This is a genomic window from Bacillus sp. JS (genome assembly GCF_000259365.1).
GTDB lineage: Bacteria > Bacillota > Bacilli > Bacillales > Bacillaceae > Bacillus > Bacillus stercoris.
In genome coordinates this window covers 3,168,718-3,187,312 of the sequence record NC_017743.1, presented here as the reverse complement: position 1 = coordinate 3,187,312, position 18,595 = coordinate 3,168,718, and the positions used below count along the sequence as shown (strand labels likewise).

Annotated in this window: 21 protein-coding genes; 16 read left to right on the top strand and 5 right to left on the bottom strand. The window is 45.4% G+C overall.

The annotated features are described in order from the left end of the window. Nucleotides 1–15 precede the first annotated feature (15 nt). Complete coding sequence (gene lytH / locus MY9_RS16210; RefSeq protein WP_014665248.1) at nucleotides 16–996, bottom strand: L-Ala--D-Glu endopeptidase; 981 nt, start codon at nucleotides 994–996, stop codon at nucleotides 16–18. Nucleotides 997–1,230: 234 nt separating this feature from the next. Between lytH and lipA the strand changes: the two genes are divergently transcribed. After that, nucleotides 1,231–2,127 carry a lipoyl synthase gene (gene lipA / locus MY9_RS16205; protein ID WP_014665247.1) on the top strand — a complete coding sequence of 299 codons (897 nt, stop codon included), beginning with the start codon at nucleotides 1,231–1,233 and terminating at the stop codon, nucleotides 2,125–2,127. Nucleotides 2,128–2,142: 15 nt separating this feature from the next. On the opposite strand, the gene MY9_RS16200 is transcribed toward lipA, so the two are convergent. Continuing rightward, nucleotides 2,143–2,775 carry a YhcN/YlaJ family sporulation lipoprotein gene (locus MY9_RS16200; protein ID WP_014665246.1) on the bottom strand — a complete coding sequence of 211 codons (633 nt, stop codon included), beginning with the start codon at nucleotides 2,773–2,775 and terminating at the stop codon, nucleotides 2,143–2,145. A gap of 113 nt (nucleotides 2,776–2,888) precedes the next feature. Here MY9_RS16200 and MY9_RS16195 point away from each other — a divergent pair, with 113 nt between their 5' ends. The 3 genes from MY9_RS16195 to nucF are packed head-to-tail and all read left to right on the top strand — an operon-like array spanning nucleotide 2,889 to nucleotide 4,421. Next, nucleotides 2,889–3,164, top strand: coding sequence for a YutD family protein (locus MY9_RS16195; RefSeq protein WP_003228682.1), 276 nt, complete (start codon nucleotides 2,889–2,891; stop codon nucleotides 3,162–3,164). Nucleotides 3,165–3,187: 23 nt separating this feature from the next. After that, a complete protein-coding gene (locus tag MY9_RS16190; RefSeq protein WP_014665245.1) occupies nucleotides 3,188–3,622 on the top strand; it encodes a DUF86 domain-containing protein in 435 nt (144 codons plus the stop codon). A 28-nt stretch (nucleotides 3,623–3,650) separates the two neighbouring features. Next, a complete protein-coding gene (gene nucF, locus MY9_RS16185; RefSeq protein ID WP_014665244.1) occupies nucleotides 3,651–4,421 on the top strand; it encodes a 5' nucleotidase NucF in 771 nt (256 codons plus the stop codon). Nucleotides 4,422–4,447: 26 nt separating this feature from the next. Here nucF and MY9_RS16180 read toward each other — a convergent pair whose 3' ends face one another. Beyond that, nucleotides 4,448–4,948, bottom strand: coding sequence for a phosphatidylglycerophosphatase A family protein (locus MY9_RS16180; RefSeq protein WP_003243814.1), 501 nt, complete (start codon nucleotides 4,946–4,948; stop codon nucleotides 4,448–4,450). A gap of 152 nt (nucleotides 4,949–5,100) precedes the next feature. Here MY9_RS16180 and cotNH point away from each other — a divergent pair, with 152 nt between their 5' ends. The 5 genes from cotNH to MY9_RS16155 all read left to right on the top strand — a co-directional run bounded on the left by cotNH (nucleotide 5,101) and on the right by MY9_RS16155 (nucleotide 11,688). Then, nucleotides 5,101–6,120 carry a spore coat-associated protein CotNH gene (gene cotNH, locus MY9_RS16175; protein WP_014665243.1) on the top strand — a complete coding sequence of 340 codons (1,020 nt, stop codon included), beginning with the start codon at nucleotides 5,101–5,103 and terminating at the stop codon, nucleotides 6,118–6,120. A gap of 200 nt (nucleotides 6,121–6,320) precedes the next feature. Continuing rightward, nucleotides 6,321–7,622, top strand: coding sequence for a homoserine dehydrogenase (locus tag MY9_RS16170; protein WP_014665242.1), 1,302 nt, complete (start codon nucleotides 6,321–6,323; stop codon nucleotides 7,620–7,622). After that, entirely contained in the window at nucleotides 7,622–8,680 is a 1,059-nt protein-coding gene (gene thrC / locus MY9_RS16165; protein ID WP_014665241.1) for a threonine synthase, read from the top strand. Before MY9_RS16170 ends, thrC begins: the two co-directional genes overlap by 1 nt. Beyond that, on the top strand, nucleotides 8,677–9,606 hold the full coding sequence (gene thrB, locus MY9_RS16160; RefSeq protein ID WP_014665240.1) for a homoserine kinase: 930 nt from the start codon (nucleotides 8,677–8,679) through the stop codon (nucleotides 9,604–9,606). The genes thrC and thrB overlap by 4 nt, the downstream gene beginning before the upstream one ends. A gap of 108 nt (nucleotides 9,607–9,714) precedes the next feature. Then, nucleotides 9,715–11,688: a S9 family peptidase gene (locus tag MY9_RS16155; protein WP_041521418.1), complete on the top strand. Its 1,974-nt coding sequence runs from the start codon at nucleotides 9,715–9,717 to the stop codon at nucleotides 11,686–11,688. A gap of 42 nt (nucleotides 11,689–11,730) precedes the next feature. On the opposite strand, the gene MY9_RS16150 is transcribed toward MY9_RS16155, so the two are convergent. Next, nucleotides 11,731–12,066, bottom strand: a complete 336-nt coding sequence (locus MY9_RS16150) for a NifU family protein (RefSeq protein WP_010886606.1) — start codon at nucleotides 12,064–12,066, stop codon at nucleotides 11,731–11,733. Nucleotides 12,067–12,163: 97 nt separating this feature from the next. On the opposite strand from MY9_RS16150, the gene MY9_RS16145 reads away from it, so the two are divergent. Then, nucleotides 12,164–12,490: a YuzD family protein gene (locus tag MY9_RS16145; RefSeq protein WP_040081940.1), complete on the top strand. Its 327-nt coding sequence runs from the start codon at nucleotides 12,164–12,166 to the stop codon at nucleotides 12,488–12,490. A gap of 223 nt (nucleotides 12,491–12,713) precedes the next feature. On the opposite strand, the gene MY9_RS16140 is transcribed toward MY9_RS16145, so the two are convergent. Next, nucleotides 12,714–13,781, bottom strand: coding sequence for an NAD(P)/FAD-dependent oxidoreductase (locus MY9_RS16140; RefSeq protein WP_014665237.1), 1,068 nt, complete (start codon nucleotides 13,779–13,781; stop codon nucleotides 12,714–12,716). A gap of 262 nt (nucleotides 13,782–14,043) precedes the next feature. Here MY9_RS16140 and MY9_RS16135 point away from each other — a divergent pair, with 262 nt between their 5' ends. The 6 genes from MY9_RS16135 (at nucleotide 14,044) to MY9_RS16110 (ending at nucleotide 18,531) form a co-directional block, all read left to right on the top strand. Then, nucleotides 14,044–14,280: a YuzB family protein gene (locus tag MY9_RS16135; protein ID WP_003222913.1), complete on the top strand. Its 237-nt coding sequence runs from the start codon at nucleotides 14,044–14,046 to the stop codon at nucleotides 14,278–14,280. Between the two features lie 136 nt (nucleotides 14,281–14,416). Beyond that, entirely contained in the window at nucleotides 14,417–15,631 is a 1,215-nt protein-coding gene (locus tag MY9_RS16130) for a NupC/NupG family nucleoside CNT transporter (RefSeq protein ID WP_014665236.1), read from the top strand. Nucleotides 15,632–15,752: 121 nt separating this feature from the next. Beyond that, entirely contained in the window at nucleotides 15,753–16,607 is an 855-nt protein-coding gene (gene dapF, locus MY9_RS16125) for a diaminopimelate epimerase (protein ID WP_014665235.1), read from the top strand. Between the two features lie 78 nt (nucleotides 16,608–16,685). Continuing rightward, a complete protein-coding gene (locus tag MY9_RS16120) occupies nucleotides 16,686–17,048 on the top strand; it encodes a HesB/IscA family protein (RefSeq protein ID WP_003244166.1) in 363 nt (120 codons plus the stop codon). 317 nt (nucleotides 17,049–17,365) lie between these two features. After that, nucleotides 17,366–17,908, top strand: coding sequence for a GNAT family N-acetyltransferase (locus MY9_RS16115; RefSeq protein ID WP_014665234.1), 543 nt, complete (start codon nucleotides 17,366–17,368; stop codon nucleotides 17,906–17,908). Further along, on the top strand, nucleotides 17,908–18,531 hold the full coding sequence (locus MY9_RS16110) for an FMN-binding negative transcriptional regulator (protein WP_014665233.1): 624 nt from the start codon (nucleotides 17,908–17,910) through the stop codon (nucleotides 18,529–18,531). The genes MY9_RS16115 and MY9_RS16110 overlap by 1 nt, the downstream gene beginning before the upstream one ends. Nucleotides 18,532–18,595 lie beyond the last annotated feature (64 nt).

Genomic DNA, 18,595 nt, shown 5'->3' with positions numbered 1-18,595 from the left:
AGAGGCGGCTTTTTGTTACTTCTTTTTTTTGTATTCATATCGTTCCCACGCCCTCAAATGCGGGTATGGATCAAATGACCATTCGGTTCTTCCATTGTCTTTGTACATGCCGTAGTGCAGATGAGGCGGGAACTTCCCGGCGGTTCCCGGAGGGCCGTATCCGGAGCTTCCGACTGATCCGATCACTTGGCCGGGCTCAACGATTTGTCCAGTTTTAATCCCTTTGGCAAACCCATTGAGGTGGGCAAAATAATGATACGTATTGTTAATGTCCCTGATGCCGATTCTCCATCCTCCGAAGCGGTTCCAGCCCTTCATTTCGACAACGCCGTAACATGTGGATTTGACAGGAAGGCCGTAATGGGCAAAGATATCCGTACCTTCATGAATCCGTCTTCCTCCGAAGCCGCGGGCATCTCCCCACGTGCTTCGATAGCTGTAATCGGTTCTGATCGGAAGCGGGAATGCATGCTCGCCCAGGTCAATATGGCCGTAGGCTTTAAACAGCTTCATGAATTCAGATATGATCCCCACTGTCTGATCGCGCCGGTAATAATGCCAAAGCCCAATGCGGATGTTGTCCTCATCTGTGCCGTACGACAGCAAGTATTGGCTGAACGTATACAAAATATCTTCATCGTTGCTGACCTCTGCTTTCCCGTCTCCATCACCATCCATTCCGATTCCGTCAAACACTTTAATGCTTAACGGCGCATCGTCTTTCGGATTTGGGTTTTCAGGACCGCTCCAGATGTCATCGGGTATATGGATGCTGATGATTCCCGCCTTGTCGGGCAGATCTTTCCGGTTGCTCCGCACATTTTCCTCGTATTGATCAACAGCGGCGAGCGCATACCAAGGGATCTGCGTCACAGCCTCGATTTTATGATATAATTCCATCCGTTTCGACAGCACTGGATCTGAAAGCTTTTTTCCAGACGCAGAAGGCTCAAAGGCAAACAAAAGGAGAAGAAGAGCGGATAACAAAACTTTCACAAAATAATCTCCTTTCATATTGAATACACATAGTTTGCAGCAACCCGGCTTAAAAATGTCAGTAATCATCTTCCCTTGTCGAGAAATTTTTCCTATGTTAAAGTGTCTAAAGAAAAGACTTTCTTTAGTTAGAAAAACATTATTTTTGTTGCAGAAATAAAACCTGCACCTTTCTCGTTTTCAGAATGTTTCGTGTCAGAAATTGAGTATATTGGATATTGGAGATGATGGGAATTGGCAAAGAAAGACGAACACCTCAGAAAGCCCGAATGGCTCAAAATCAAATTAAATACAAATGAAAACTATACAGGGCTCAAAAAACTCATGCGGGAAAACAACCTGCATACCGTATGCGAAGAAGCAAAATGCCCGAATATTCATGAATGCTGGGCGGTCAGACGTACAGCGACATTTATGATTTTAGGTTCTGTTTGCACAAGAGCATGCCGTTTCTGCGCTGTCAAAACAGGACTTCCAACTGAGCTTGACCTGCAAGAGCCGGAACGCGTAGCGGATTCAGTCGCGCTTATGAATCTGAAGCACGCGGTCATTACGGCTGTGGCGCGTGACGATCAGAAAGACGGCGGGGCAGGCATTTTCGCGGAAACCGTCCGTGCAATCCGCAGAAAAAGCCCGTTCACAACAATTGAGGTGCTGCCGTCTGATATGGGCGGAAACTACGATAACCTAAAAACCTTGATGGATACACGCCCAGACATCCTGAATCACAATATCGAAACGGTTCGCCGCCTGACGCCAAGAGTCCGCGCGCGTGCGACGTACGATCGTTCATTGGAATTTTTGCGCCGTGCGAAGGAAATGCAGCCTGACATTCCGACGAAATCAAGTATTATGATCGGACTTGGCGAAACCAAAGAAGAGATTATTGAAGTAATGGACGACCTCTTGGCGAACAAGGTGGATATTATGGCAATCGGCCAATATCTGCAGCCGACGAAAAAACACTTGAAAGTCCAAAAATACTATCACCCTGATGAATTTGCAGAATTAAAGGAAATCGCGATGCAAAAAGGCTTCAGCCATTGCGAAGCCGGTCCGCTTGTCCGCTCTTCTTACCATGCGGATGAACAGGTAAACGAAGCATCTAAAAAGCGTCAAGCACAAGCGTAATGCCAAAACGCCAGATCATCTGGCGTTTTTGTCATTCCTATCGATTTTCATGTCCTGATGTGTTTCTCCATTGGCATTTTCATTCTCTGAGACGGGGCTTCCCTGCGGGGAGGTTTTCATTTCTTGAATCGTCCCCGACATGATCTCTCTGATATCTCTGGAACCAGAGCCGAGATTGCTGTAATTTTCGATGGACTGCATATGGTTTGAATTATCGGAAATATACACATGATAGTATCGCGGTATGACAGAAGCCGCTGTTTTTTTGACCTGATCGGCGGTCAGCTCCCGGTTTTCAGAATCGGTTTTGTATACGACAAGCGCTTCTCGGTCAGTCACCAATGTCGCAGCATCTTGAATATGGGGGAGCTGAACCGTTAAACTTGATATCATGTGAGCGGTTTCTTCCCGGTTCATCACCGGCGTTTTCTGCTGTTCGCCGTCAAATTGTTCTTTTTGATAGCGGACATAGCCAAATTGTTCGTTCTCATCATGCCTGTTAAAAGCCTCGTTGCGATCCGACACATGAATGGGTTTGGTCTGATTCTGTGTCTGATTGCGGACATTCTCGGCATTATCCAATCCTGCGCCTCCGCATCCGGATAAAAGTCCGGTCAGCAGGCAGAGGCTGATGGCAGTTCGTTTCATTTATCAATCCCTCCTCATGTGTAGGGTAGCCAAATCGCATGATTTATTCTTTAGCAATTGATGGGGACGGGGCAATGAATTATGATAGGAATGAGTGAAAAAGAGGTGAAATCATGATTCTTATTCAAAATGCCGAATTTGAATTGGTGCACAATTTCAAAGACGGCTTCAACGAAGAGGCTTTTAAAGCCCGCTACTCCGATATATTAAATAAATACGATTATATTGTGGGAGACTGGGGATACGGTCAGCTTAGGCTCAAGGGCTTCTTTGACGACCAGAATCAAAAGGCAACCTTCGAAACGAAAATCAGCACATTAGATGAATATATTTACGAATACTGCAATTTCGGCTGTGCGTATTTTGTCTTGAAACGGATCAGAAAATAAATATACACAAAGGGGATGCTGTCATGTATTTTGTTGACAGAAACAAAATAGAGAAAACACTGGGGTTCTTCGAGCACCAGCTGGCGCTATTTAACTCACAAACAGACTGGCAGACTGAATTCGGGGGACTGGCGCTTCAGCGTATAGGCCATCTGTTAATCGAATGCATTCTTGATACAGGCAATGACATGATTGACGGTTTTATTATGCGGGACCCGGGCAGCTATGATGACATTATGGACATACTTGTTGATGAAAAAGTTGTCACGGAAAAAGAGGGAACTGAGCTCAAGAAATTGATCGCCTACCGCAAAACATTGGTTCAACAGTACCTGCTCGCTGACAGCGGCGAGCTTTACAGGCTGATCAAGGCGCATCAAGCAGCCCTTCAAGACTTCCCGAAACGGATCAGAAGCTATTTGGAAACAGAGCTAGGACCTGTTTCCGCGTTTAAATAACAACTGGAAAGCCACAGGAGTGTTGGAAATGAAAACATATAAAGGGTATTTAATTGATTTAGACGGAACGATGTACAATGGCACGGAAAAAATCGAGGAAGCGTGTGAATTTGTCAGAACGCTGAAAGATCGCGGCGTTCCTTATCTTTTCGTGACAAACAACTCTTCGCGCACACCGAAGCAGGTGGCGGACAAGCTGATGTCTTTTGATATTCCGGCAACAGAAGAGCAGGTTTTCACGACAAGCATGGCTACTGCCCAGCATATTGCCCAGCAGAAAAAAGACGCGTCTGTATATGTGATTGGGGAGGAAGGAATCCGCCAGGCGATTGAAGAAAACGGCCTGACATTTGGCGGAGAAAACGCGGACTTTGTCGTTGTTGGTATCGACCGTTCCATTACATACGAAAAATTTGCTGTCGGCTGCCTGGCAATCAGAAATGGCGCCCGCTTTATTTCCACTAACGGAGATATTGCGATCCCGACTGAAAGAGGGCTTCTGCCTGGAAACGGTTCACTGACATCTGTGTTAACCGTATCTACAGGTGTACAGCCTGTATTTATCGGCAAGCCGGAATCAATCATTATGGAGCAGGCGATGCGCGTTCTCGGCACAGATGTGTCTGAAACACTCATGGTCGGCGACAACTACGCGACTGATATTATGGCCGGCATTAACGCGGGTATGGATACGCTGCTCGTTCACACAGGCGTAACGAAAAGAGAACATATGACAGACGAGATGGAAAAACCGACTCACGCCATTGACTCTCTGACCGAATGGATTCCATACATTTAAAAAAAGGGCGCCCCAAAAGGGTGCCCTTATTCTGTGTGCCGCGCGCGGTGTGCGAGCCTGCTTGAGGCCGCGGCGGAAATCGCGCCGACGATGTCATCCAGAAAGGTATGGCATTCGCCGGTTGATTTATCATTTAATCGTTTAAGGATTCCGGGTTTTTCTTTGTCGATGTAACCGTAGTTCGTAAACCCGATCGATCCGTAAATGTTTACAATGGAAAATGCCAGAACTTCATCTACTCCATATAGGCTTTCATCTATTTCCAGCATCGTTTGCAGCGGTTCAGACAGTTTTTTCTGCTCAGCAAGAACATCCAATTCAATGCCCGTTAAAATCGCGTTTTGCACCTCGCGTTTTGCGAGAACGCGATTGACGTTCAGCGTGCATTCATCAATGGTTAAATCCGGATGATATTTTTTCTGCAGAAAAAAGACAAGCTCGGCAATATCTGATACCTCTACGCCGCGCTCCTTCATCCGTGCTCTTGCTTTAGCTTCCATCTGACTGAATTGTTCGTTTTCTGACATCAGCTTCACCCAATCTTTTTTACTAGTTTATACAAAATGTTTGAGAAGTTTACGACTTTTTCTTGCGCCTTGTTTGGATTAAAATATGTATTCATAATTCCGGCTGTGTATGACTACGATGTGATGAGCCCTAATTCAACAGGCAGGTGATCATGGTGAAAGGTACAATAAAAGAAAAATACGGCATTCACATCAGGCAGCTCTCCGTGTACCAGCACACATATCAATGCTTTCAGACGCCTAATTCATTCTTTCTGATAGTCCCCGTTTCCCAATTCTCAGATACAGAGCTGGCGGAGCTTTATTACATGAGTCAGTATTTACAAGAACAAAGTGACCCATACGTTTCGGTTTTTATCTTTACAAAAGAAGGCGAGCTGACATTTGAACATGAAGAAAAAACGTACGCTCTGCTGAAGGCGGCCCCCCCTTATTCAAACAGGGCGTTCTCCATTGGAGCGGAGCTGGCGGAATTTCACCGAAAAGGCCGAGGGTATCCGTATGAGGTGAAGGCAGCCGGAAGAATCGGCCAGTGGAAGGATCTGTGGGGAAAACGCATTGATCAGCTGGAGGTGTTTTGGCAGCGAAAGGTTCATAGCCCTCCTCACGAGCCATTCGATAAAAAAATGATCGAGTCATTTCCATATTATTTAGGACTGTCAGAAAACGCGATCCAATATTTAGTGGACACGGAGCTGGATGACAAGCCCCAAGCCGCTGATTCAGGAACGATATGCCATCAGCGGATGGAAAGGCATACATGGTCACCCGAATCACTGATCAGGATTCCGGCGGATTGGGTGTTTGACCACGCTTCCCGTGATATGGCTGAATATATGAGACATACGTTTTTGCATCACAGACAAGATTTTCAACAGCAGGGCTTTCTCTTTTTGCAGGAATACGAGCAAGTCACACCGCTGTCTTCGTTTTCGAAACGCCTTTTATACAGCCGTCTGCTTTTTCCGCTTCATTATTTTGAAATTGTGGAAAGCTATTACATGTCTTCAGAATCAGAAAAGCATTATTTTGAAGAACAGCTTGACTTTATTCTTAATGACTGTGAGCGTTATGAACAATTTCTCAATACAGCGCAGGAATTCATGAATATGCGGGCGCAGAAGCTGTTTGTTCCCCGCGTCAGCTGGCTCGGCAAAGGCAGCTCAGGGTGAGGAGAAAATCTGACAAAAATAATTAGAAAATAAAGAATCTTGTCATATCAATGTGTTAAGCGTTTACATTCGAAAAATTCAGCCTATCGCTGTCTTGTCAAAACAGGAGCGGGCTTATATAATGTTTGTAACTTATATGTCTGTGTTGAGTTAACAATTGTCTTTTTCAAGAGGACAATCAAAAGAAAGGTGGAGTTTTTTTGAAAGCGATTCGTGTAGGGCTTTTAGGTTTAGGTACCGTGGGAAGCGGTGTCGTTAAAATTATTCAAGATCATCAGGATAAGCTTATGCATCAGGTCGGCTGTCCGGTTACGATAAAAAAAGTGCTTGTAAAAGATGTAGAGAAAAAGAGAGAAGTAGATTTGCCGAAAGAAGTGCTTACGACAGAAGTATATGATGTCATTGATGACCCGGATGTTGATGTCGTTATCGAGGTGATCGGCGGAGTTGAGCAGACAAAACAATATTTGGTCGACGCGCTGAGATCGAAAAAGCATGTTGTCACAGCAAACAAGGACTTAATGGCTGTGTACGGCTCCGAGCTGCTTGCTGAAGCGAAGGAAAATGGATGCGATATCTACTTTGAAGCCAGTGTTGCCGGCGGGATTCCGATTCTGCGCACCTTAGAGGAAGGCCTCTCATCAGACCGGATTACAAAAATGATGGGAATTGTGAACGGCACAACGAACTTTATCTTAACAAAAATGATCAAAGAGAAAAGCCCTTACGAGGAAGTGCTCAAGGAAGCCCAGGATCTCGGTTTTGCCGAAGCTGATCCGACTTCAGACGTGGAAGGGCTTGACGCCGCACGGAAAATGGCGATATTGGCGCGCCTCGGCTTCTCGATGAACGTGGATTTGGAAGACGTTAAGGTAAAGGGGATCTCCCAGATTACAGACGAGGACATCAGCTTCAGCAAACGTCTCGGCTATACAATGAAGCTGATCGGGATTGCCCAGCGTGACGGCAGCAAAATCGAAGTCAGCGTACAGCCGACACTGCTTCCTGACCACCATCCACTTTCTGCTGTTCATAATGAGTTTAACGCCGTTTATGTATACGGCGAGGCTGTCGGTGAGACGATGTTCTACGGACCGGGAGCCGGAAGCATGCCGACAGCGACCTCCGTTGTTTCTGACCTTGTCGCTGTCATGAAAAATATGCGCCTCGGCGTAACCGGCAATAGCTTTGTCGGGCCGCAATATGAGAAAAACATGAAATCGCCGTCTGACATTTACGCACAGCAGTTTTTAAGAATTCATGTAAAAGATGAGGTTGGTTCATTCTCGAAAATTACGTCTGTGTTCTCAGAACGGGGCGTGAGCTTTGAGAAAATTCTTCAGCTGCCAATTAAAGGCCATGATGAGTTAGCAGAAATCGTAATTGTCACACACCATACATCAGAAGCTGATTTCAGTGATATCCTGCAAAATCTAAATGATTTGGAAGTCGTTCAAGAAGTCAAAAGCACATATCGTGTAGAAGGGAACGGTTGGAGCTAATGTGGAAAGGACTTATCCATCAATATAAAGAATTTTTACCTGTAACAGATCAAACACCGGCGCTTACTTTACATGAAGGAAACACGCCTCTTATTCACCTGCCGAAGCTGTCTGAGCAGCTCGGAATTGAGCTTCATGTCAAAACGGAGGGCGTCAATCCTACTGGATCATTTAAAGATCGCGGAATGGTTATGGCTGTGGCGAAGGCAAAAGAAGAAGGCAATGACACAATTATGTGCGCGTCAACAGGTAACACTTCCGCTGCTGCGGCAGCCTATGCAGCCCGCGCTAACATGAAATGCATCGTCATTATCCCGAACGGAAAAATTGCGTTTGGAAAACTCGCTCAAGCAGTCATGTACGGAGCCGAGATTATCGCAATTGACGGAAACTTTGACGACGCGCTTAAAATTGTCCGTTCCATCTGTGAGAAATCACCGATTGCCCTTGTCAACTCAGTCAACCCTTACCGCATTGAAGGCCAAAAAACTGCTGCCTTCGAAGTGTGCGAACAGCTGGGGGAAGCGCCGGATGTGTTAGCGATCCCAGTTGGAAACGCGGGAAATATCACTGCGTACTGGAAAGGCTTCAAGGAATATCATGAGAAAAACGGCACAGGCCTTCCAAAAATGCGCGGCTTTGAAGCGGAGGGCGCTGCGGCAATTGTGCGCAATGAAGTGATTGAAAATCCGGAAACAATAGCGACGGCCATTCGGATTGGAAACCCGGCAAGCTGGGACAAAGCGGTAAAGGCAGCCGAGGAATCCGATGGGAAAATTGACGAAGTTACTGATGATGAAATCCTTCACGCCTATCAGCTGATTGCCCGTGAAGAAGGCGTGTTTGCAGAACCAGGTTCTTGCGCGTCTATCGCAGGAGTGCTGAAACAGGTGAAATCCGGGGAAATTCCGAAAGGCAGCAAGGTCGTGGCTGTGTTAACAGGAAACGGACTGAAAGATCCGAACACAGCGGTCGACATTTCCGAAATCAAGCCCGTCATATTGCCGACTGATGAAGAAAGCATCCTCGAATATATAAAAGGAGCAGCCCGTGTATGAACGAAGCCGACATGCTGTTCTCTGTCACTGTTCCCGGAAGCACGGCTAACCTGGGCCCCGGCTTTGATTCAGTCGGAATGGCGCTTAGCAGATATTTGAAGCTGACCGTCTTTGAAAGCGACAAATGGTCATTTGAAGCTGAAACAGAAACAGTCGCCGGAATTCCGGCGGGTACAGATAACCTGATCTATCAAGTGGCTAAACGGACCGCAGATTTATACGGAAAAGAAATGCCCCCTGTCCATGTGAAGGTGTGGAGCGACATCCCTCTTGCACGCGGCCTTGGCAGCAGCGCCGCGGCGATTGTAGCGGCCATTGAACTGGCTGATGAATTATGCGGCCTAAAGCTGTCTGAAGCGGACAAGCTGCATGTAGCCAGTCTAGAAGAAGGACACCCGGACAATGCTGGCGCGTCTCTCGTTGGCGGACTTGTGATCGGCCTGCATGAGGATGACGAGACCCAAATGATCCGCGTCCCGGATGCCGACATTGACGTTGTCGTTGTCATTCCTTTTTACGAAGTGCTGACAAGAGACGCAAGAGACGTGCTTCCGAAGGAGTTTCCATATGCCGATGCCGTAAAAGCAAGTGCTGTCAGCAATATGCTCATTGCTGCGATTATGTCCAAGGATTGGCCGCTCGTCGGGAAAATGATGAAAAAGGATATATTTCATCAGCCGTACCGGGCGATGCTAGTGCCTGAGCTGTCTAAAGTAGAACACGTCGCCGAGATGAAGGGCGCATATGGAACGGCGCTCAGCGGGGCAGGCCCGACGATTCTCGTCATGACCGAAAAAGGAAAGGGAGAAGAGCTGAAGGAACAGCTCGCGCTTCATTTCCCTCATTGTGAAGTGGACGCTTTGACCGTTCCGAAAGAGGGAAGTATAATAGAGCGAAACCCTTTATACCAAGTAAAAAGTGTATAGATCATGCCAAGCGTCACTCAGCGTCAGCTGAGGGCGCTTTTTTTGCTGGAGATAAAGGAGTTTTTATTTAGGAAAACGAAATACATGTAAAAAGGAGGAGATATGAATATGAAAAAGCTGATAACCGCAGAAGACATCACAGAGATTGTCTCTGTAACCGATCCTCAATACGCCCCAGACGGCACCCGTGCCGCATTTGTGAAGTCACAAGTAAACCAAGAGAAAGATTCGTATACATCAAATATTTGGATCTACGAAACAAAAACAGGCGGGTCTGTTCCTTGGACACATGGAGAAAAGCGAAGCACCGACCCAAGATGGTCTCCGGACGGGCGCACGCTTGCTTTTATTTCTGATCGTGACGGGGATGCAGCACAGCTGTATATCATGAGCACTGAAGGCGGAGAAGCAAGAAAACTGACTGATATCCCATATGGCGTGTCAAAGCCGCTATGGTCCCCAGACGGTGAATCGATTCTTGTCACTGTCAATTTGGGAGAGGGAGAAAGTGCTAATGATCAAGAAAAATTGGAGCAGGACAGCTATGAACCTGTTGAAGTTCATGGTCTCTCCTATAAACGGGACGGCAAAGGGCTGACGAGAGGTGCGTATGCCCAGCTTGTGCTTGTCAGCGTCAAGTCTGGCGAGATGAAGGAGCTGTCAAATCACAAAGCCGACCATGGCGATCCTGCTTTTTCTCCTGACGGAAAATGGCTTGTTTTCTCAGCTAATTTAACTGAAACGGATGATGCCAGCAAGCCACATGATGTTTACATGATGTCACTGGCGTCTGGTGATCTAAAGCAGGTTACACCTCATCGCGGCTCATTCGGATCGAGTTCATTTTCACCAGACGGAAGGTATCTTGCTTTGCTTGGAAATGAAAAGGAATATAAGAATGCAACGCTCTCAAAGGCGTGGCTCTATGATATCGAACAAGGCCGCCTCACATGTCTGACTGAGATGCTGGACGTTCATTTAGCGGATGCGCTGATTGGAGATTCATTGATCGGAGGTGCCGAACAGCGTCCGATTTGGACGAAAGACTGCCAAGGGTTTTATGTTATCGGCACAGATCAAGGAAGCACGGGAATCTATTATATTTCGATTGAAGGCCTTGTGTATCCGATTCGTCTGGAAAAGGAGTACATCAATAGCTTCTCTCTTTCACCTGATGAACAGCACTTTATGGCCAGTGTGACAAAGCCGGACAGACCGAGTGAGCTTTACAGTATCCCGCTTGGACAGGAAGAAAAACAGCTGACTGGCGTGAATGACAAGTTTGTCAGTGAGCATGCGATTTCAATGCCTGAAGAGATTCAATATGTCACAGAAGACGGCGTGACGGTGAACGGCTGGCTGATGAAGCCTGCACAAATGGAAGGTGAAACAGCATATCCACTTATTCTCAGCATACACGGCGGTCCTCATATGATGTACGGGCATACATATTTTCATGAGTTTCAAGTGCTGGCGGCGAAGGGATACGCGGTCGTCTATATCAATCCGAGGGGAAGCCACGGCTACGGGCAGGAATTTGTGAATGCAGTCAGAGGAGATTATGGGGGAAAGGATTATGACGATGTGATGCAGGCTGTGGATGAGGCTATCAAACGAGATCCGCATATTGATCCTAAGCGGCTCGGCGTCACGGGCGGAAGCTACGGAGGTTTTATGACCAACTGGATCGTCGGGCAGACGAACCGCTTTAAAGCTGCCGTCACCCAGCGTTCGATTTCAAATTGGATCAGCTTTCACGGCGTCAGTGATATCGGTTATTTCTTTACAGACTGGCAGCTTGAGCATGACATGTTTGAGGACACAGAAAAGCTCTGGGACCGGTCTCCTCTAAAATACGCAGCAAACGTTAAGACACCGCTTTTGATTCTGCATAGCGAGCGGGATGACCGATGCCCGATCGAGCAGGCGGAGCAGCTGTTTATCGCTCTGAAAAAAATGGGCAAGGAAACGATGCTTGTCCGTTTTCCGAAAGCGTCGCACAATTTGTCACGCACCGGACACCCAAGACAGCGGATCAAGCGCCTGAATTATATAAGCTCATGGTTTGACCAATATCTCTAATAAAAAAAGCCAAGCTGATTAAATGTCAGCCTGGCTGCTTGATTAAAAGACTTGTTCTACTTCAACGACACCCGGCACTTCTTCTAGAAGAGCGCGCTCAATTCCGGCTTTCAGCGTAATTGTTGAACTTGGGCAGCTGCCGCATGCGCCTAGAAGACGAAGCTTAACAATACCTTCATCTACGTCTACAAGCTCACAGTCACCGCCGTCACGAAGTAAAAACGGACGAAGTTTGTCCAGTACTTCCTGCACCTGTTCTTTCATTTCAACTTCAGTCATGACATTCGCTCCTTTCGTCGTCATAAAACCATTATATTCAGTGTAACAATAAAAATCTATTGTTTGGTTTGCAAAGTTGCTTTCCCTATTATAGCACATTCAGACTTCAACACAAAAACGGTTTTTTTCTATAAAAACGCCCTTTGGCTCTGTATACTTAAAGAAAGGACTTACCTAGGAGAAGGGGGCATTTGCAGTGATGAAACCAATCATGCTCAGCGTGTACGGGGCAGAAACCGTTTGTGCGAGCTGTGTCAATATGCCGACAGCCAAGGATACATACGAGTGGCTTGAGGCTGCGCTGAAAAGAAAATATCCGAATCAGCCTTTTGAGATGCAATACATTGATATTCATGAGCCGCCTGACAATGAACAGGCGAAAGAGCTTGCGGAAAAAATCAGAAATGACGAGTATTTTTATCCGCTTGTACTCGTAGAAGACAAAATTGTCGGTGAAGGCAATCCAAAATTAAAAGACGTTTATGAGGAAATGGAGAAGCATGGGTATATAGAAAACCGCTGACTTGATCAGCGGTTCCAGCGTGTGGACAAACCCTCGCATTCGTTGTCAAGCCTGTGCGTTGGTGCTCACGAATGAAAACATTCGCTCCGCTCCAATGCTCACCTTTCATAGACTTCAAGGGTTTTCAAACACGCTGAAAAGATGAAAACGGCTAAAACTAAAACCGTTTTAGCCGTTTGTAATCATTTAAACCGCTGACCTAATCAGCGGTTCTTCTCTATCATTAACCGTTATGGTGTTTGTACATCCACAGCAAGCCGGATTTTAGCATACGCGGAACACGGCCGATCAGCGGACGGTCAGCAACAAGCCCGAAGCCGGCTTTTTTTCCAAGTGAACCGAGGACGCCTTTCAGCTTAAACTGCGGCATTGATTCAGGCAGGGCTTCTCCATTCCAGCGTTTTTGCAAGATTTGGACAATCTGTTCTGCTTGAGCCTCTGCCAGCTGGGCGCTCGGTGCATGGGGAAGGCTGGCGCAATCGCCGACAACATACAGATGTTCATCACCTGGAAGATTGTGATGAGGCGTTAATACAATACGCCCTTGTGCGTCCTTCTCCACATCTAAGTCTCTGACAACTTTGTTTGGCTGTATGCCGGCAGTCCACACGATGGCGTCTGCAGAAATCGGATCATCGTGGTTATACACAACGCCTTCTTCTACTTTTGTGATATTTGCCCTGTTAATAATGCGGACACCGTGCTCTTCGAACCATTTTTGCACATATTTGCTCAAACGCTCGGGAAAGCTTGATAAAATGAGATTACCGCGGTCGAACAAAATAATGTTCAGGTCATCACGGCTTTCTCTCAATTCACTTGCAAGCTCAACACCGCTTAAGCCCGCTCCGACAATGGCGACGGTGGCATTAGCGCTCAGGTTATTCAGCTTTTGGTAGGTTTCACGGGACTGATCGATGGTTTGAATGCTGTAGGTGAATTCAGGCGCTCCCGGCACGTTGTGATATTTATCCTCACAGCCGAGCCCGATGACGGCGTCATCGTAAGAAATCGGTTCACGATCTTGGAACAGCACTTGTTTTTGTGCAATATCAATTGATGTGATATCACCGTATTGGACATCCAGGCGAGGGTGCTCTGGGAATGACACTCTGATATGGTGGTCAGAAATTGTGCCTGCGGCAAGGGCATAATATTCTGTTTTCAAGCAGTGATAAGGATTTCTGTCAATTAACGTGATTGAAACATCATCAGGCAGCTGGTTTGGCAATAAGCGATGAAGAACACGCATGTTCCCGTAACCTCCGCCGATCAAGACCAATTTTTTCATTTGAATTCCCCTTTAATCCGAAGAGTATGATAGACACATTGAAGAAAATACGAACTATGTAAAATAACATCTAGAATTATATCGAATTTGATCTAAAATCACAATAATAGTTTCAAAATAACCTACAATTTAGCCTGAAAGCGCAAATTAGTAAAACGTTATACAAGAAATGATATGTTACGATAATAAATCTTGAACAGTCCGTTGTCTTTGACGAATCGTAAAAAATTCGCGATAATGGATGTATGTGAGGTGAAACCGCATGAATCCAATGATTGAATTTTGTGTCAGCAATCTGGCTCACGGCTCTCAGGAAGCTAGGGCGATTTTAGAGAAGGATCCCAACCTGGATGTCCTTGAATACGGCTGCTTAAGCTACTGCGGGACATGTATGGAATCGCTTTTCGCTCTGGTAAACGGAGAAGTCGTCATGGGTGAAACGCCTGCTGAGCTTGTTGAGAATATATATACCTTTATTGAAGAAAATCCAATGTTTTAAAGAAAAGGGCCTGGACAGGCCCTTTTTTATTTTGTCGTACAAAAGAACTAAAAAAATGTGTAGACATCAAAAAATATTATTGTTATCGTATAAAAGATATTTTTTTAAATAAAATTTAAGAGGTGTACGAGTATTCATGAATGTTCTGTGGGGACTGCTGGGCGCAGTTGCGATCATTGCTATCGCGTTTTTATTTTCAGAAAAGAAAAGCAATATTAAGATAAGAACCGTCATCGTTGGTTTATGCACACAGGTGGCGTTTGGATACATCGTGTTGAAATGGGAAGCGGGACGCGCTGTTTTTTTATGGTTTTCAAGCCGTGTACAGCTTCTGATTGACTATGCGAATGAAGGCATCAGTTTTATTTTTGGACCGCTTTTAAAGGTCGGCGACAGTCCGGCATTTGCATTAAGTGTACTGCCCGTTATCATTTTCTTCTCAGCACTGATTGCAGTTTTATATCATTTGAAAATCATGCAGCTCGTTTTCCGTGTCATTGGCGGCGGATTGTCGAAGCTCCTTGGAACAAGCAAAACGGAATCTCTGGCTGCTGCTGCCAATATTTTTGTAGGACAATCAGAATCTCCGTTAGTGATCAAGCCCCTGATTGCCGGGCTGACGCGCTCTGAGTTGTTTACGATTATGACGAGCGGACTATCGGCTGTTGCGGGATCTACCTTGTTTGGGTACGCGCTTCTTGGTATTCCGATTGAATACTTGCTGGCGGCCAGCTTTATGGCTGCTCCAGCTGGACTTGTGTTTGGTAAATTGATTATACCCGAAACGGAAAAAACGCAAACCGTAAATAGCGATTTTAAAATGGATGAAGGCGAAGGCGCAGCCAATGTCATTGACGCAGCTGCAAAGGGAGCGTCAACAGGACTGCAAATTGCGTTAAATGTTGGGGCGATGCTGCTAGCGTTCGTTGCGTTAATCGCTGTAGTAAACGGTATTCTCGGCGGGGCTTTCGGTTTGTTCGGCTTAAAAGGCGTCACATTAGAATCCATTCTCGGCTATGTGTTTTCTCCTATCGCCTTTTTGATTGGCGTGCCTTGGCATGAAGCATTGCAGGCTGGAAGCTATATCGGCCAGAAATTGGTGCTGAATGAGTTTGTCGCTTATTCTAATTTCGGTCCGCACATCGGCGAGTTTTCTAAGAAAACGGCTACCATTATCAGTTTTGCGTTATGCGGATTCGCGAATTTTTCCTCAATTGCGATTATGCTTGGTACGCTTGGCGGATTAGCGCCCAGCCGCCGTTCGGATATCGCACGTCTCGGCCTGAAGGCTGTTCTTGCGGGAACATTAGCCAATCTGCTCAGCGCAGCTATTGCCGGCATGTTTATATAAACAATAAAAGCTCCTTGCGTCAGTGCAAGGAGCTTTTATGTATGAAAAACGGGGGATAATTGTATTGTGTCCGTTTATAATAGCTTTTATACTAAGAAAAAGAAAAAAGTTGGAGGCACCTATGAACTCATTTCGATTTACCAAAATGCACGGCCTGGGAAACAATTATATTTATGTGAATCAATTTGAAGAACAGCTTCCTGAAGAAAAACTGTCAGAGATTGCAATTCAGGTTTCTTCTGTTTATACAGGGATCGGTTCTGACGGAATGATCCTGATATGCCCATCAGATCAAGCGCCTGTTAAAATGCGGATTTTTAATAATGACGGGTCTGAAGGGAAAAACTGCGGCAACGGCCTGCGCTGCGTCGCAAAATACGCATATGAGCATAAGCTGGTTGAGGAAACATCTTTTCTGATTGAAACCCTCTCCGGGCTTGTGAAAGCGGAGGTTCAAGTTGAAAATGGAAAAGTGAATGTGGTCACTGTCGATATGGGCGAACCGCGCTTATCAAAATCCGAACTCCCGATGCTTGACGGCGGGGAAGAGCACACAATCAATGAAACCATGGCATTTGGTGAAGTTGAGCTAACAGGCACTGCCGTTTCAATGGGAAATCCGCATATCGTTTTTCCAATCGCTGACATCGAACAGGCACCTTTAACGACACTGGGACCGGTGATTGAGAAAGACCCGAGATTTCCGGAAGGCGTCAATGTGGAATTCGTCGAAACCGTGAATGAACAAGAACTGCATTTCCGCGTCTGGGAACGGGGATCAGGCATTACACAGGCATGCGGGACAGGGGCATGTGCAGCGGCTGTCGCATCTGTGTTGAACGGCGTATCAAAACGAAATCAAGACATCACGGTGCATTTAGCAGGCGGTGATTTGGTGATAAACTGGAAAGATAACGGCCATGTGATGATGACAGGGCCGGCCGAAACCGTTTGTGAGGGTGTCTATTTCTTGTAAAACACCTTGTTTGAGAATTGGGACGATCATGTTTATAATAAAAGACAGCAACCGGTTTTTAAAAGGAGGTTCACAATGATGAGCAACCCGGTAACAATTACAGAAGCAGCAGCTTTGCATATAAAAGATATGATGAAAGAGCATGAGGAAGAAAACGCATTTCTGCGCGTAGGCGTCAAAGGCGGCGGCTGCAGCGGGCTTTCTTACGGCATGGGCTTTGAGCATGAAAAGAGTGAATCAGACAGTGTGTTTGACCAGCACGGCATCACTGTTCTAGTTGACAAAGAAAGCCTCGACATCATGAACGGCACCGTGATTGATTATAAGCAATCCATGCTCGGCGGCGGCTTCACCATCGACAATCCAAACGCCATCGCTTCATGCGGCTGCGGTTCTTCGTTCAGAACAGCAACGAATGCAGGCAAGCCTGAAGAGTGCTAAGCACTAAAAACGGATAGCGATTATTACTGACGCTTTTCTTAGCGATAAATTATCGTTAAGGGAGGCGTTTTTATTATGCTCTGCATTTTAAAAATGAAGCAGAGGTCCGAGTGTTTCGGACAGAGAAATGCTGTATTGTCGTTATTTTGTATTTTGTTGTAAATACAGCGAAGTTACGCTATATTTAATACATAGTATTTTATTGCAATTGCAACAAAAATAACATTGAGGAGTTGATGATGGAGAAGATTTTTGGTGGAATGGTAACAAGGTCAGTATCTGTTCCGTGATTTTATATAAAGGAGCTAAGTCCGAACATGAGTGTAAACATTAAAAAATGTAGCCGGGAAGATTTACAAATACTCCAACAATTGAGTATCGAAACATTCAACGACACTTTTAAAGATCAGAATTCACCTGAAAATATGAAAGCCTATTTAGAAAGGGCATTTAACACGAAGCAGTTGGAAAAGGAATTATCCAATATGTCTTCGGAATTCTTTTTTGTTTACTTTGATCATGAAGTCGCTGGATATGTAAAAGTCAACATCGATCATGCGCAGTCTGAAGAAATGGGCGCTGAATCACTTGAAATCGAGAGAATTTATATAAAGAACAACTTTCAAAAGCATGGGCTTGGCAAACATCTGCTGAATAAAGCGATAGAAATTGCGCTGGAACGTAATAAAAAGAACATTTGGCTAGGTGTATGGGAAAAAAACGAAAATGCCATTGCCTTTTATAAGAAAATGGGGTTTGTTCAGACTGGCGCCCACTCATTTTATATGGGGGATGAAGAACAAACAGACTTAATCATGACCAAAACGCTCACATCATATTTTTCAAAGGGTGGATATTGATGTATATTCCAAAATATTTTAAGGTCACAAATGCTGAAGACATTTGGAATTTTGTACAAGAAAACGCCTTTGGTACGATTGTCACAACAGAACAAGGAAAACCAATTGCCACTCATTTGCCGTTAGGATTTCATAAAAAAGGCGATCATTACTATATTACGGGGCATTTCGCTTATGGAAATCCTCAGTGGAGAACGTTTGAAGCCTGTGAAGATGTGCTTGTGATGTTTCAGGGACCGCACGCTTATATTTCTTCTTCCTGGTATTCACGCGAAAATGTTCCGACGTGGAATTATCAGGCTGTCCACATGTATGGAAAAGCAAGTATGTTAGAGAAAGATGAACTAGCAGAAGAATTAACAATCATGCTGGAGAAATACGAAAAACATCGTGATCATCCTGTTTTATGGGATAAGCTTTCTCCAAAACTCTTAGAACGTGAATTGAAAGGTATTGTTGGATTTAAGATTAAGGTGGAAGACATTCAGGCGGCATATAAATTAAGCCAGAACCGAAATGAAACAGATTATATGAACATCATTGATCAGTTGCAACATGAAGAAAATCCAAATGCAAAACAAATGGCAGAACTGATGAAAGATACATTCAAAAAGCGAATATAAGCATACTTTGCTGAAGAAGTAACAGAAAACGCCAAGTCAAGCGTCGCCGCTGACTTGGCGTTTT